Raw genomic sequence first — 15,218 nt, forward strand, 5'->3', positions numbered from 1 at the left:
GCTTCTGTCTTGCGGATCGTTTACTGCGCGATGGTCTTCACCGACACGCCGCGTTCGATCGGGGTGGAGCGGCCGTAGATATCTTCGAAGCGTTCGATATCGTCTTCACCCAGATACGAACCCGATTGCACTTCGATGATTTCCAGCGGGATCTTGCCCGGGTTGCGCAGGCGATGCACCGAGGCGATCGGGATGTAGGTCGACTGGTTTTCGCAGAGCAGGAACACGTTGTCGTCGCAGGTCACTTCGGCGGTGCCGCTGACCACGATCCAGTGTTCGGCGCGGTGGTGGTGCATCTGCAGCGACAGGCATGCGCCCGGTTTGACCGAGATGTGCTTGACCTGGAAGCGCCCGCCCATGTCCACCGAGTCGTACGAGCCCCACGGACGGTAGACCTCACAGTGGTTCTGGGTTTCGCTGCGGCCCTGTTCGTTAAGGGTGTTGACCATCTGCTTGACGCCCTGAACCTTGTCCTTGTGGGCGATCATCATGGCGTCCTTGGTTTCGACCACCACAATATTTTCCAGACCGATCACCGACACCAGTTTGCCGTTGCCGTGGATCATGCAGTTCTTGCTGTCCTGGATCACCACGTCGCCTTTGGTGACGTTGCCGTTGGCGTCTTTCTCGTTGACTTCCCACAACGACGACCAGCAACCGACATCGCTCCAGCCGGCGGTCAGCGGCACGACGCAGGCGCGCTGGGTTTTTTCCATCACGGAATAGTCGATGGAGTTGTCCGGGCAGCAGGCGAAGGTGGCTTCGTCCAGTGTGACGGTGTCGGCGTCCTGTTCGCTGCGCTCAAGGGTCAGCAGGCAGGTGTCGTAGATGTCCGGATCGTGCTTTTTTAGTTCTTCGAGGAAGCGGCTGGCGCGGAACAGGAACATGCCGCTGTTCCAGTAGTAGCCGCCGGACTCGACGTATTCGGTGGCGCGTTTCACATCCGGTTTTTCGACGAAGTGCGACACGCGGCTGACGCCTTCGGGCAGCAGCGAATCAGCGGTGGACTTGATGTAGCCGTAACCGGTTTCCGGTTTGGTCGCCGGCACGCCGAACAGCACCATTTCGCCGTTTTCGGCGGCGACGGTGGCCAGGGCCAGGGCGCGTTGCAGGGCTTTCTGGTCTTCGAGAACATGGTCGGCCGGCAGCACCAACATCAGTTCGTCACGACCTTCATTGACCAGCATCATCGCGGTCAGGGCCACGGCCGGCGAAGTGTTGCGGCCGAACGGTTCCATCAGGATGCGCTGGCATTCGAGCTTGCGGTTGGCCAACTGCTCGTTGACGATAAAACGGTGATCCTTGTTGCAGACCACGATCGGCGTGTCCATGCCTTCGAACACCAGGCGTTCCAGGGTTTGCTGGAACAGGGTGTGTTCGCCGGTCAGGGCCAGGAACTGTTTAGGGAATTGCTTGCGCGAAAGCGGCCAAAGACGTGAACCGCTACCACCTGACAAGATCACCGGAATCATATTGTTTACTCCATAAAATCGATTTGGTTAGAGGCACGAACGTTGTGTCGTTTCACTCTTGTTTTTGTCTCGTACCGAGAGGCCACCGCATTCCCCCTGTAGGAGCTGCCGAAGGCTGCGATCTGTTGATCTTGATCTTTAAAAGCAAAGTCAAAAGATCGCAGCGTGCCGCAGCTCCTACAGGGATCAGCGTCTCATCGGAAAATTGATTAGCGCGTCGACACCGGGCGTTTCACCCAGACTGGCGACAGGCTGCTGCCCGAACCGGTGACGTACAGCACTGCTGCTTCACCGCGCTCCAGGGCAACCGGCTTCACGTCGCCGACTTTCTTGTCGCCTTCGTACAGCGCCAGGCTGACTTTCACCGGGTTGATTTCACGTTCGCCACGGCCTTTGGCTGCCACGTTCGGCACCACGTCGGTCTTGCCGTCGGCGGTCTTCAGGGTCAGCGGCTTGTCGCTGAGGTTCTGCACACGCACCAGGGATTTCTGCTTGTTCTTGAACGGTGGCTCTTCGATCAGTTGCGGCGCGCCGGAAGCGTTGTTGACCAGGGTGTAATAGTGATCACCGGCGAGTTTTACCGGCAGGGTCTGGCTGCCGACCTTGGCGCTGTAGTCGCCGCCCGGCATGAAGCTGAAGTCGCTGCTGGCCAGCGGCGCAACGTCGCTCAGGTTGGTGCTGCCGACGGTGGCGCTGACTTCAGCGTTGCTGGCGTTATAGATGCGCACGAAGCTCGAGCCTTTCGGGGCGGTCGGGCCGTAGAGGGCGGCGTCGCCACCGGCGAAGGCAGGTACGGAAAGTACGCTGAGGCCAGCAACCAGTGCGAAGCTTTTCACGAGACTTTGATGCGTAGTAGTGAAAGTCATGGTGTACCTCTCTTTCAGTTTTGCGCCCGGTCGGGCGTCTCGGATTTAGTGTTTGCAGCTACGTTTTGTTGGCGTGCGCCGGCTTGTTTGAGCTCTGCGACCCACTGCGGGTCGGCGTCACCGATTTCGTTGTTCACAGGCAGATATCGTTCAGGAAACTCCCAGATCAGCACCTGTGGCGGGCTGTTCTTGAAGTCATCGCTTTTCAGGTAGCTGAGCATCGGCAGGATCGGGCCGTGGCCGTCTTCGGCGTAATTGACCACGTCGCTGTGCAGCGCTTGTTTCAGCGCACCGACGAAGTTCCAGTTGGGGTTGGCGCTGTAGCTGGTACCGATCAGTGCGACCGGTACTTCGCTGTTGGCGAACAGCGCGTCGTCACCGGCAGGCTGATCGCCAGCGGCCACGGTGTTGCGCTTTTGCAGCGGTTCTTGCGCCGGCATCAGGTTTTCGAACAGCGGGTCCAGCGGCAGGAACAGGCGCAGGTCGCCCTTGTGCGTGACCTTCTCGGCAGGCGTGGTGACAAAGCGCTGCGGCTCGCCGCTGAGCGGGAACTTGTCAGTGATGGTTTTCGCCAGGGTGTTGGCCGCAACCTCGGCGCCCTCAGGCGTCCAGTGCGTGTCGGTGCGCAGGAACACTTGCTGACCGTTCTGCTTGGCCTGTTGCAATGGCTTGAGCAGGTCAGGGGCGAGGATCTTGTCCGCCGCAACGCGGTTGTGGAAATCCTCATAGAGGTTGGCGTGGATGCTCGCCGGTTTCACTTCACCCAGGTGTTCCGGGTACAGGCGAACCTTGGCCGGCACAATCGCCATCACCAGTTTCACGCCTTTCTCTTTGAGGGTCTGGCGTACGCCTTCGACCAGCGCGTAGTTACCTTGCAGGTTCAGCTCTTCGTTGACGATCGGGTTGAATTCCTCATCGCTGTATAACCACTGATCGCGACCGAGCACGACGCCCGGACGACCTTCGTTGAACAGTTTGAAATCCAGCGCAGCCCAAAGGTTTGTGCCCAGGCGCTTGATCGGAAACTCTTCGTCATAGTGGGTTTCCACGGCTTTGGTCCATCGGCCGTTGAGCACCGTGGCGTCGGCGTTGGTGCTGAAGCCGAAGAAGCTGCGTACCGACCACAGACCCAAGACCAGCAGGGTCACCAGGAACAGGGCGATGTAGAAGATGCGTAATGAGCGGGTCATGTCAGATCCCTCAGAACTGGAAGTAAAGGAACGGCGAGAAGCTTTGCGCCGAGAGTTTGAGAATCGAGGCGATGAACAGCAGCAGAATCGCTGCGCGCATTGCGTAGCGCGACCAGTCAGCCGTCCAGTAGGCCGGTTGCACCTGGGCGTCAACGCCGACGGTGTAGCCAGGCTCGTGGATGCTCGCCGGGTTTTCGCCGGGGGCTGCCTTGATCATTCCAGGGGTTGCAGCGGCCGGGCCGTCGGCTTCGACATCGACCGCAGGCTTGGTTTTGACCGGTGGCTGATGGGTGTACAGATCACGCAAGCCGAAGAACGCCAGCGTCACGTAAGCCACCACCAGCGTCGCCACTTGCAGACCGGTAAGGCTGGCCTGATTGAGTTCCGACAGCGACCAGTCACCGAAGCTGAACATCGCGCCGTACATGCGCCCGGCAACGTGCAGGTTCTCGGCACGGAAGATCACCCAGCCCATGACCACCAGCAGGAAGGTCAGCGCCCAGCGGATCGGGTTGAGGCTGCGCGGCGAGGTGTTCAGACCCAGCGCTTTTTCAATCGCCAGCCACATGCCGTGCCACGCACCCCAGACGATGTAAGTGATGTTCGCGCCGTGCCACAGACCACCGAGGAGCATGGTCAGGAACAGGTTGCGATAGGTCATCAGCGTGCCTTTACGGTTACCGCCGAGGGTGATGTACAGGTAGTCACGCAGCCAGGTCGACAGGCTGATGTGCCAGCGGCGCCAGAACTCGGTGATCGACTGGCTGATGTACGGCTGTTTGAAGTTTTCCATGAAGCGGAAACCCATCATCAAGCCCAGGCCGATCGCCATGTCGCTGTAACCGGAGAAGTCGAAATACAGTTGCGCGGTGTAGGCCAGTGCGCCGAGCCAGGCATCACCCGTGGTCGGGTTTTGCAGGGCGAAGCAATGGTCGGCCACGACAGCGAGGGTGTCGGCGATGAAGACCTTCTTGATGAAACCCTGCATGAACCGTGTGCAGCCCTCGGAGAATTTGTCGAGGGTGTGCGTGCGGTTGTTGAACTGGTCGGCGAGGTCGCGGAAACGCAGAACCGGGCCGGCAATCAGGTGCGGGAAGATCGCCACGAAGGCCGCGAAGTCGATCAGGTTGCGCGTCGCCGGGGTGTCACCGCGATACACGTCGATGATGTAGCTGATCGACTCGAAAATGTAGAACGAGATACCGATCGGCAATAGCACGTGGGTCAGGATGAACGGCGACAGACCGACCGAGGTCATCATCGCGTTGATGCTGTCGACACCGAAGTTGGCGTACTTGAAGTAGCCGAGGATGCACAGATCCACTGCCACGCCGAGCAACAGCCAGCGTTGCGCCGGTTTGGTCCGCACGCCGGCAGCACCGACTTTCAGGCCGATCCAGTAGTTCCACAACGTGACGGCAGCGAACAGCGCCAGGAAGTCCACCCGCCACCACGCATAGAACACGTAGCTGGCGAGTAGCAGCAGCAGATTGCGATAACGAATCCCGCTCAGGTAGTACATGCCGAGAAAGATCGGCAAGAACAGAAACAGGAACACGTTGGATGAAAATACCATCCCGATCTCTCCATGTTTGAACCAACAGTCAAGGGCCAAAGCCCCCCCAAACCCCCCGTGGTAGTGGAGGGGTGACACAGTGCTTGCTTGAGGTCGGAGCTGGCCGTCAGACCGCGCCCCTCACCCCCCGCCCTCTCCCGGAGGGAGAGGGAGCCAGATCTCCATGGTCTTCAGAAAAGGAGATCGGCTCGATATTTCAGGTCGGCGAATTTCTGAAAAGCACCTCGTTCAGTCCCCTCTCCCTCCGGGAGAGGGTTAGGGTGAGGGGCTTTTGCTCTTCGCCTTTCAAGAACCCTTGTTGCCCTTTTCATGGGACGGGTCGTAGACCTTGGTCAAATCCCCGCCCAGGCGGAAGGTCTTGAACGGCTGCATGCCGCGCTTCTTCTCGATCACATCGGCCGGGCAGGTGTAGAGCGTGCAGAACGGTTCGAGCCAGGCGAATTTCATGTCCTCTTTCAAGTCGGTCATGTCCTGCTTCTTGCCGTTCTTCTCTTCGAATTCGTCCGGGTCTTTCACGCCGGCCAATACGCGATCACCCAGACGCTTCAGCGCGCCGTTGTTTTCCTGACGCAAATCCACCCCGTTGACCTGAGCGAAACTGGCGATCATTGCCAGCGGCGGCAGGGCGTAGTTGTGATAGGCGAGGGCGCGTTGCTGGCGCTTGAGTTCGTTCGGCAGGAAACCGTCAGCATCGACTTGATTCACGCCGACCTTGTATTCCTTCACCGCCCAATCAAACAGGTCACGGCGGTTGGTGGCGATGGACGTCGCCATCACCGACCAGGCTGCCCAGTACGAGTGGTTGTTGGTTTTTTCCAGCGGCAGGTTGTCCCAGTCGCTGACCACCTGATCGGCCATTTTGCTGAACCACGCTTCGATCTCCTGCGCCTCCTGCTGGTGTTGAGCCAGTGGGTGCGAGTCGGAGAACTTCAGGCGAATGTACGAAGAGGCCATGCTGCCCAGCGCCCATTTGCGCATCGATTTGCCGGTGTGGTTGAAGTCTTTCGACATCAGCGCATCGGCCTTGGCCCACGCGGTCAGCCAGTTCAGCGTGCAATCGAGCTGCTCCGGGCGACCATCACGCATGAACTGCATGACGCGTTTGGCGGTACCGCGTTCCAGCGTGGTGATGTCTTTGGTGGTGTCGCGGAAGGCTTTTTCCGACTGCACGTTCAATGTCGAACGGGCCTTGTCCGAGCCTTCGTATTTGCTGCGAAATTGCAACGCGCCGGTGTACGGCGTCGGCATTGCATCGCAGCCTTCGCTTTTGTCGCCGGTCTTGAATTTATCCACAGGCGCGAAGTAGCCCTGAGGTGGACGCAGTGGTGCGGCGGCCTGCGCGGTGCCGGCGAAGATCGCCAGCCCGAGCAGCGTCGGCGCTAAAAGAGTTTTCAGTTTCGAGTTTCGCATAGCAGACCTCATTGCCCGACCTGAGCGGTTTGTTGCCCAGCGCCCGGGAATACGTTGCGTTTGCAGATTTTCGCTTCGACTTTCTGTGGCGCGGCGCCGGCTTCTGGCCCTTGGACTTCGACCGCCAGCAGGTTTTGCGAGGCCCAGTCTTCGTCCGTGCGCAGCTCAAAGGCGAAACGACCGTCGGTGTCGGAGGTTTCCGGTTTCTCGATCTTGATGTCCTCGTGGCGACCGTTCATGTACCAGAGGGTGGCTTGCAGGGTTTTCACCGAGGTGTCGGCGAAGCGGATGTCGACCTGATGGCTGCTGTTCTGCAGGTTCAGGTTCTTGCTGTTGACCATCAGTTCTTGTTTGCTGCCCGGCTTCAGCATGGCGCTGCCGGTCATCTGTGCATCTTTGCCTTCGCAGCCGTTGTCGAGCAGGGCCATCATCTGGCGATAGATGGTTTCCTGATCAAGGCGATACAGCGGCGAGAATTCCCAGATGAGAATCTTCGGTGGAGTCTTCTGGAATTCGTCGCTGCCCAGGTACTGCAACATCGAACCTTCCAGACCACCGCCGGGGAAGGCGACGTTGAGAATGTCGGCGCCGATGGCCTCTTCTAGGAAGCCGGCGAAGTTGTAGTTCTTGCCGCTGTGCGATGTACCCACGAGGGTGATTTGCGGGTTGCCGGAATCACCGAACAGATCGCCGTCACCGGCTTCGCCCTTAGGCTCGGTGGTGAACTGGTCCATGTACTGGATCGCATAACTGGTGCCGCACAGTTGCCCGGCCATGTTGTGCAGGGTGCCGGTCTTGCCCATGCGCCCGGACTTCTTGGTCTCGAACTCACGCTTGGGAATGTCGGCGAAGGCCGGGATCTGCTTGACCTTCTCGGCGACGATTTTCGCGGTGCGCTGGGCGCCGTATGGCGTCCAGTGTTGATCGCCGCGGAAGTAGAAGTCGTGGGCGGGCAGGGTGTCCGGCAGCGATTCGTTGGTCAGTGGCGACAGGTCCGGCACCACGTAACCCATCTTGGCGAAACGGCCGAGCATGGTCTTGTAGTTGCCCAACGCCTTCTCGTAATCGAATGCGGCTTTTTCCTGCGGGTTGAGCTTGTTGCGGTTCACCAGGCCACGGGTCGGCTGATAGACGATCACCAGCTCGACGCCTTTGCTCTTGAACGCATCGTGCAGTTGCTGCATGCGCTTGTAGCCGGCCGGGGTGGTGTTGAATTCGGTGCGCAGGTCTTCCTGGGTACGGAACAGCCAGTCGCCCTGGGCCTGCACCAGCGTGGTGAAGTTCTGCTGATAACGCGTGGTGTAATTCTTCGCGTCGTGTGCTTCAGGGCACAGGTTGCAGCACGGATCGGCGGTGAACTTCGGCGGGGTAGCACCGGCAGCCTCATCGGCACGGGCGCCATTGCTGGCCACCAGAATGCCCACGGTCAGGGCCGACAGGCTGAGTAATTTGATCAAGTGTGGGTGCATAAAATTATCCTCAGTCCTGCATTTCTGTCTGGCGTTCGACAGGGTCGATCAGCACGGCTTTCTGCTGGCGCACCAGCAAGTCGAGAATTTCATCCTGGCGCTCGCCGAGGATGCCGTTGAAGCTGATGCCGCTGGATTTGGTCGGCGCCAGCATCGATACGCGGTACAGCTCGACGCTCAAAGGCGAGTCGATCGACAGCGGGCCGCTGCCGTTGGCCGCCAGTTCACCGCCGACCACGATCAGCGACACTTGCGCGTCGAACGGGTCGAGCTTGATGTCGCGGTCGGTGTCGGTCAGGTCTTTGATGTGGCCGTAGACGCCGGTCAGACCGTTGGCCATGGCGATGTTTTCGTAGAGGCGAATGTTCACGCTGTTACGAATGCGGATGCCGTGGCGCTTGTTGCTGATGACCTTGTTGCCCCACAGCAGATTGTCGGCAGACTCGTAGAGGGTGATGCCGTCGGTGTGGTTCTTGTAGATCTCGTTGTAGGCAATGATGTTGTTGACGCTGTTACGGTCGATCACCAGGCCCGAGAGGTGGTTGTCATAGCTCTTGTTGTTGAAGATGAAGCTGTCGTTCACTTCCCTAGAAATAATGATCCCGTGCTTCTTCTTCGTGCCGTGCACAGTGTTCTCGGCAATGATCAGGCCGTGGGAACGGTCGTGCGGGTCGATGCCGTAGACGATGTTGTCTTTGTAGGTGTTGCCCTTGACCACAAAGTCGCGGGTCTCGTAGCAGTAGAAGCCGTACCACATGTCCGAGAACTCGGAGCCGACGATCCAGCCGGTCGGCTCGGAACGCTTGAGCACCTTGGCCATGTTCGGCGTGTACTGGGAAATACTCACCCCGTAGGACTTACTGTTGGCGTAACCGAAACTGGCCATCTTGCTGTTGACGATGTAGGTCTCGGTGCCGCCCCAGGCGAGCAGGAACGGACGGAATTCTTTCGGCGAACGGAACGTCGCCGGGCCGTTTTCCTTCTCGCGCCAGCCAGTGACTTTGGTGTCACGCACAAACAACTGACCGTCGTTGACCAGGAACGAACCGGCCTCTTGGGACAGACGCAATTCCTGGGTCTGGCCGTCGATTTCGAGGATGCCTTTACGGCCAACCACGATCGGCAACTTCGACAGGTACACGCCCGGCGAGGTCTCGCTGAAATACTGCTTGGGCAGTTTCTGCGCCAGCTCCTTGAGGTTGATGTAACCGTCGTCGACGAAGATCGCCTGCGGGATGCCATGCTGACGCACCACCCATTCGACCATCTTGTTGTCGCCGCCGATGAAGTCCTTCAGGGCGTCTTCCTGCATCATCCGGCGCACGCTGACCTTGCCCGCTTTGCTGCGCACGATTTTCGCGGCGGCGGCTTCGGCGGTGTAGCCGGAGATGTCCGGCAGTTTTGGCGCGGCCAGGTTCAGCGCCTCGGTGGGTGCGCTGCTGACGGTGTAGGTCTTGGCTTGCTGCAACTCTTTGGCGGTGGTCACAGGCTTGGCCGGTTCCACCGTGGCGAAGGCACCAGCCGAGGCCAGCAGCATTGCGCCGGCCAACAGGCTGAGCGAGCCTTTCCTTGCATGATTCATGTCGGGCACTCCCTTCGCGGTTTGCATCAGAAGCGCCAGATCACGTCGATGAACGCGCGGTGCATGTACGAATCAACCTGGCTGCCATAGGCGTCGCCCGGCTTGAACACGCCGCCACGGAATCGCACCAGTGCCGAAGGCTCGTCGATCGACTGGCTCAACGCCGCCGGCAACAGGCCTTGCTTGAAGTACTTGGTGACGACCAGGTCCATCTCCTGACCCAGATCCTTGTTGCCGTCCTGAAGTGGCAGCGAAGTGCTGGAGAGGATGGCGCCGGTCACGTCGTCGGTGTTGTTTTCCACGGCGTTGATGCCATTGCTGCCGACAGGTTTGCTGCCGTCGACGCGCCAGAACTTGTGATAGATCAGGCTGGCGTCGTACTCGTCGTTGAGCATCCACGAACCGAACAGGGTGGCGGTCTGCATGTTGTTCATTTCGCCACGGAAGGCTTCGCCGAAACGGTGTACGCGCGAACGGGTACCGGTGTAGTTCGAGCGATTGCTTTCCAGACCGGTCTGTTCGTAATCGGCGCTGGCGCGGGCATAGGCGGCACCGACTTGCCATTGCGGGTCGAGGCGCAGACGCACACCGATGTCGGTGGCCCAGCCGTCGACGTCATCGCTGCGCTTGGCTTGCGCCGGGCGCGAACCATCGGCGTTCAGCGCGTTGACCGTGTCGCGGTCGCCGCTCATGCCGGTGATGCTGCCCCAGTAGTTGACGGTGTTGGTGTTGCGCCAGTTGTAGGCATCGCTGTCGGCGGTGAGACCGAGCCAGCTGATGTCGCCGTTCTCTTTCTTGTCCAGCGAATCAGCGGCAACACCCGGCTCCGGATAATCCAGTTTGCCGTCATCGTGGGTATGGTGACCGCGAATGCCGACCCAGTTACCCGGTGTCCACTGGTAAGCGGCATCGGCGTAGGCGTGCAGGCGATCCTTGTCTTTCGGTGCCAGCTCTTTGAGGTCGGTGCGGTATTCGCTGAAGCGTTCGGCAACACCGACGTTGGCGCGCAACAGGGTGGTGTCGAAAGTCCAGTTCAGCGCTTCGATGTTGGTGTCGCGCCATTGGCCGTCGTCATTGCGCAGGCGTTGGCGACCGAACTTGAGCATTTCGCCCGGGTAAGGGGTGAGGCCGCTGTAGCCGACCCAGAACTCACGCATCGCCAGGTAGTTTTTCTTGGTCTTGCGATCACCGTTGTCGGTGGTCTGGGTGCCGTCGCTGTCGGACTGCTGCAGGGTGTCGGTCTCGATGATGTCGGTCGAGGTCACGGCCTGGCCCATGGCGTAGGCGCTCCACGCGCCGCTTTCGCCGTAGACCCACGGACGCAGATCGAGGCCGACACCGTTGACGTCGCCGCCACTGGCGGTGCCGAGGTCGCGGTCGTCTTCGGACTGGCCGGTGATTTTCACTTCGAGGCCGAAGTTTTTGCTTTCAGTCATCGCAGCCAGTGTCGGGCAAGACCAGATCAGCGCGAAAGTGAGGCCAATGCCGGCCTTCACGAATGGATTGAGCTTCATAGTTTTTCCTCGCCGTCTTCTTCTTGCAGGGCGTGCAGTTGCAGCGTGTTCTGATTCAGGGCGCCACGGCTGGCCTGTTCCTGTCGCAGCAGGCGCTGGGCTTCGGCCAGACGCTCGGGCGGCAACTGGGCAGCGATAGTCGTCGCCAGTTCATCGGCTTGCGGGGTGTTTTGCGCCTTGGCCAATTGGCTGAATACATAGGCGTTGAGCGGGTCGGGCTTGGTGCCCTTGCCTTGGGAAAACAGCTGGGCGATGGCGAAGTCGGCGCTGTTCTGGCCGTTGCGCGCAGCGGTCAGCAAATGGTCGAGAGCCTTCTGCGGATAGACCTTGCCCAGATAACCACGGCGGTAGATCTGGCCGAGGTAGTAATCGGCAGCGACTTCACGGCCCACGGCTTTCTGGAAATGTTCTTCGGCGACTTTGGCGTCAGCCGGAACCATTTTTCCTTCGTAGTAAAGCTTGCCCAGCAACAGCTCGGCGCGCGGCTGGTCGGCGGCGCGGCCGTTGTCCAGGTACTTCATCATCTGGTCGACGTCGCCCAGTTCCGGGTAGTCGTAAAGCAGTTGCGCGAGGGTCACCCACGACGCCGGGTAGCCTGGAGCAATCGGCTCAAGTAAAGACTGTGCGGTTTTTTCGTCGGTCTTGCCCAGGGTCGAATCGGCCAGTACACGGGCAACCGAATCGACGCGTTGAGCGGTGACGGTGCCACGGCTGTAACCGGCCTGCATCTGCTTGATCAGCTCAGCCTGTTGCTCAGGCTGGGCACGTTTCTGATAGACCGTGGCCAGTTCGACATAGCAAATGTCGGTGGTGTTGAGCGCGGCTTTGCAGATCTTTTCCACGTCATCCAGATGCTGGTCGTAGGTGCCTTGAGTGCGATACAGCAGCACTTGCGCGAGACCTGCTTCGGGGTAGCCGGATTTGCGCCACTGGTCGATCTGCTGCTGGGCGTTGATGTTCGGGAAGCTGTGCGGGTATTGCAGGTACAGCATCGCCAGCGGGATCAACGTATTGCCTTCTCCATTGGCGGCGGCTTTTTTCAGCAGGGTCTCGGCTTCGTGGTGCTCGGCTTCGGTGGAACCGGGTTTGGCCACCAGCAAGCGACCGAGACGAGCCTGAGCACGAGGCGAAACGCTGGCCGCTGCGCGATAAGTCGCTTCGGCCTGTTTCATTTGCGCAGGATCGCGGCTGTCGACCTGAATATCGGCGAGGCCCACTTGCGCTTCGCTGTAACCCAGATCGGCCAGTTGCTGGTAGTTCTGCGCGGCGGTGGCGGTGTCGCCACGCTTGAGCGCTTCGTTGGCCAGACGCTGATCGGGCAGGCCGGCGCAACCGGCCAGGGCAATTGCCATGGCCAGGGTCAGCGGAACCGGCAGGATTCTGATTGGGCTAGTCACAGGCATGTCCTCGACTTAAAGACCGGCAGCCATGGCTTTGTCGATCAACCAGTTCAGGTTCGGGCCACGGTCGCTGTTCACTTCCACCGGACGGCCGGCGAGGCTGCTGTCGAGCGACTCGTCAGGCTTGATCTGTACGCGGATATCGGAAGACAGGTCGGCGCTTTTCAGGCTGGTGCTGCTGACGATCTTGCCGGTGCGGATCTTGTCTTCGCCGGCGATCTGGAAGCTCACCGGGGTGCCCGGACGCACGTCGCCGAACTGGCGATAGGAGAAGCGTGCTTCCACATTCGCCTCGGTGTTGCGCGGTACCAGTTGGAAGATCACATCGCCCTTGCTCGCGTATTGACCGTCGGCCACCAGTTGCTGGGCCACGGTGCAATCGCACGGCGAGGTCAGGGTGCCGGTCATTTGCTTGCCGAACAGTTCTTCAACCTTGGCCGGGGACAGTTGGTCTTCTTCCAGATGCCCTTTGAGCACGTCGAGCATGCTGGTGCTGAAGGTCGCCAACGGTGCGCCTTTGGCGGCGACGCCGTCGGACTTGACCAGGCTCTGCACGGTGCCATCGCGCGGCATGGTGATGTTCATGCCCGGTACGCTGACAAGGCCCGCCTGCGCATGGCTGACGAAGTACATGCCGTACACCGATTTGAAGATGAAACCCGCCGCAACCAGGCCGACCGCAAAAATACCGGCACTGAACGTCACTGCTTTCAGACGCCCGAACGGGGTCATGCCGCTGCCGCCATCCTTGACCTTGCGCGCCTTGGTGAAGTTGTCGCGCTGCAGGGTCGCCAGTACTTCACCCATGCTGACGATGTCGCCGGCCAGGTGCGAAGTGATCAAGTGGCGCAGGGTGGAAATGTCCTGCGGCTCAAGGTTCTGGAACTGGCAACCGGCACGGCCGGTCTGGCGGTCGAAGGAGCGCACCTGCAGTTCAACGTCCATGGCCAGGCCGAGGTTGTCGATGACGAATTGCAGGCGGGCCTTGTACACCTCGCCGATGGTCAGCGGCATTTGCCCGGCGTTGAACGCCAGACCACCGGCGGACAGGTCGAGGACCCGTGCTTCCATTGGCGTCCGGTCGGGGCCGAAGAAACGCAGCTTGGCCGGGATTTTCACTCGGGCGTGTTGGCGCTGGGCTTCGGATTCATGCACTACGTTGGCGTTGACGGCGGTATTCATAGGGGCGATTTCCTTGTTAATTCAATAGGGGCGGGTCAGACCATCATCAGCAGCACGGCGACGAAAATGCTGCCGGCGGAGAAGGTCATGGTCCGAGACGACCAGGTGTTGAACCAACGTTGAAAGCTGGCGAGATCACGGGTCAGGGAAGTGGGTTGGCGAGTCCAGGATTGTTGGTCGAGGCGGAAGAACACGTAGATCTTCACCAGCGCACCGACGATCTGGTTGTAATAAAGAATCGCCGGGTAGGCCGGGCCGATCCGGTGACCGGAGCAGGACAACAGCAGGGTCAGAATCAGGCGGGTGATGCCGATCCACAGCAGGTAAACCAGGATGAACGCGGTGCCGTACTTGAAGCTGGCGATGATCGCCACGGTCAGACCGAGCAGCGACGTCCACATCGACACGCGCTGATCGAACAGCACCACCGAGGTGAAGGCGCCGAGGCGTTTCACACCCAGGCCCAAGGCGCGGGAGTTCTGTCGCAGGTTGTTGCCGTACCAGCGGAACATCAGTTTGCGACTGGCCTTGATGAAGCTCTTTTCCGGCGGGTGTTCAACGGTGTTGATCGCCGCGTCAGGCACGTAAAAGGTGTCGTAACCGAGACGCATCAGGCTGAACCAGCTCGACTTGTCGTCGCCGGTCAGAAACTTGAATCGGCCCAGACGCCAGTGCTGCAGCGAGTCGCTTTCAACGTCGGCGATGAACTCCGGGTTGGTGACCACGGTGGCACGGAACACCGACATGCGCCCGGTCATGGTCAGCACGCGCTTGGACAGGGCCATCGAGCACATGTTGATGTGACGCTGGGCGAAACGCAGCTTGTGCCATTCGCTCATGATGTAGCCGCCGCGTACTTCGCAGAACTCGTTGGTGGTCAGGCCGCCGACATTGCCGAACAACTGGAACCACGGCACGGTCTTGCGCACGGTGCCTTCGCCGAGCACGGTATCGCCATCGATCACGGCCACTACGGCGCGGTCGTCTGGCAGGTGACGGGAGATCGCGCGGAAACCGTAGGCCAGGCCATCACGCTTGCCGGTGCCGGGAATGCGCACGAAGTCGAGTTTGACTCGCTCAGGCGGATTCATCCGTGCCCACAGCGCCTTGACCAGCAGCTCATCGGACATTTCCACGATCGAGCAGACCACGGTGGTCGGCAGTTCGCAGTCGATGGCTTCGCGGATCACCGAGCTGTAGACCTGCGCAGTGGTCAGCGCGTCGATACGGAAACTGGTGACCATCAGAAACACATGCGACGGATCTGCCGCTTTACCCAGCTTGCGCACTTTACGGCGCAGGTGCGGGTAAACGATGTAGAGGAAAATCATGCCGCGCACAAAGTGCGTTGCACCCATCGAATAGCGCCAGATACCCACGGCGCCAATCAGAAAAATGAAGTCCTTCGACTCGGAGTCGAATGTGGACGTGGGCAGCATCAAGGCCAGGCCCATCAGCAGACTGAGATAAAAAAGCCAGCCGGCGGATTGCAGAAAAAAATGTTTGAGCTTGGTCATCAACGTCATCCGAAGGTGAGAAGGCTTCAAGCCGCAAGCT

Annotated in this window: 11 protein-coding genes; all 11 read right to left on the minus strand. The window is 60.0% G+C overall.

Annotated features, from left to right (window positions below; translation table 11 throughout):
* Nucleotides 1-20: 20 nt before the first annotated feature.
* On the minus strand, nt 21-1,472 hold the full coding sequence (locus tag ACA074_RS04860; protein WP_489879190.1) for a mannose-1-phosphate guanylyltransferase/mannose-6-phosphate isomerase: 1,452 nt from the start codon (nt 1,470-1,472) through the stop codon (nt 21-23).
* Between the two features lie 209 nt (nt 1,473-1,681).
* Nucleotides 1,682-2,338 (minus strand): alginate O-acetyltransferase AlgF, encoded by a 657-nt coding sequence (locus ACA074_RS04865; protein ID WP_401267830.1) that lies wholly within the window; start codon nt 2,336-2,338, stop codon nt 1,682-1,684.
* Between the two features lie 14 nt (nt 2,339-2,352).
* Nucleotides 2,353-3,528 carry an alginate O-acetyltransferase gene (locus ACA074_RS04870; RefSeq protein WP_401267827.1) on the minus strand — a complete coding sequence of 392 codons (1,176 nt, stop codon included), beginning with the start codon at nt 3,526-3,528 and terminating at the stop codon, nt 2,353-2,355.
* A 10-nt stretch (nt 3,529-3,538) separates the two neighbouring features.
* Nucleotides 3,539-5,104 carry an MBOAT family O-acyltransferase gene (locus ACA074_RS04875; RefSeq protein WP_497678534.1) on the minus strand — a complete coding sequence of 522 codons (1,566 nt, stop codon included), beginning with the start codon at nt 5,102-5,104 and terminating at the stop codon, nt 3,539-3,541.
* Between the two features lie 285 nt (nt 5,105-5,389).
* Nucleotides 5,390-6,514, minus strand: a complete 1,125-nt coding sequence (locus tag ACA074_RS04880; RefSeq protein WP_497658706.1) for a mannuronate-specific alginate lyase — start codon at nt 6,512-6,514, stop codon at nt 5,390-5,392.
* A gap of 8 nt (nt 6,515-6,522) precedes the next feature.
* Entirely contained in the window at nt 6,523-7,983 is a 1,461-nt protein-coding gene (locus tag ACA074_RS04885; protein ID WP_497678535.1) for an alginate O-acetyltransferase, read from the minus strand.
* A 10-nt stretch (nt 7,984-7,993) separates the two neighbouring features.
* The gene (gene algG, locus ACA074_RS04890; RefSeq protein ID WP_497678536.1) at nt 7,994-9,565 is read right to left on the minus strand and encodes a mannuronan 5-epimerase AlgG; all 1,572 of its coding nucleotides are present in this window, start codon (nt 9,563-9,565) and stop codon (nt 7,994-7,996) included.
* A gap of 26 nt (nt 9,566-9,591) precedes the next feature.
* Complete coding sequence (locus tag ACA074_RS04895; RefSeq protein ID WP_187676863.1) at nt 9,592-11,079, minus strand: alginate export family protein; 1,488 nt, start codon at nt 11,077-11,079, stop codon at nt 9,592-9,594.
* Complete coding sequence (gene algK / locus ACA074_RS04900) at nt 11,076-12,482, minus strand: alginate biosynthesis TPR repeat lipoprotein AlgK (RefSeq protein ID WP_401271345.1); 1,407 nt, start codon at nt 12,480-12,482, stop codon at nt 11,076-11,078. The genes ACA074_RS04895 and algK overlap by 4 nt, the downstream gene beginning before the upstream one ends.
* 9 nt (nt 12,483-12,491) lie before the next feature.
* Nucleotides 12,492-13,661: an alginate biosynthesis protein Alg44 gene (locus ACA074_RS04905; protein WP_305441517.1), complete on the minus strand. Its 1,170-nt coding sequence runs from the start codon at nt 13,659-13,661 to the stop codon at nt 12,492-12,494.
* Nucleotides 13,662-13,696: 35 nt separating this feature from the next.
* A complete protein-coding gene (gene alg8, locus ACA074_RS04910; RefSeq protein ID WP_221729949.1) occupies nt 13,697-15,178 on the minus strand; it encodes a mannuronan synthase in 1,482 nt (493 codons plus the stop codon).
* Nucleotides 15,179-15,218 lie beyond the last annotated feature (40 nt).

The sequence above is a fragment of the Pseudomonas sp. LBUM1655 genome (assembly GCF_059716085.1).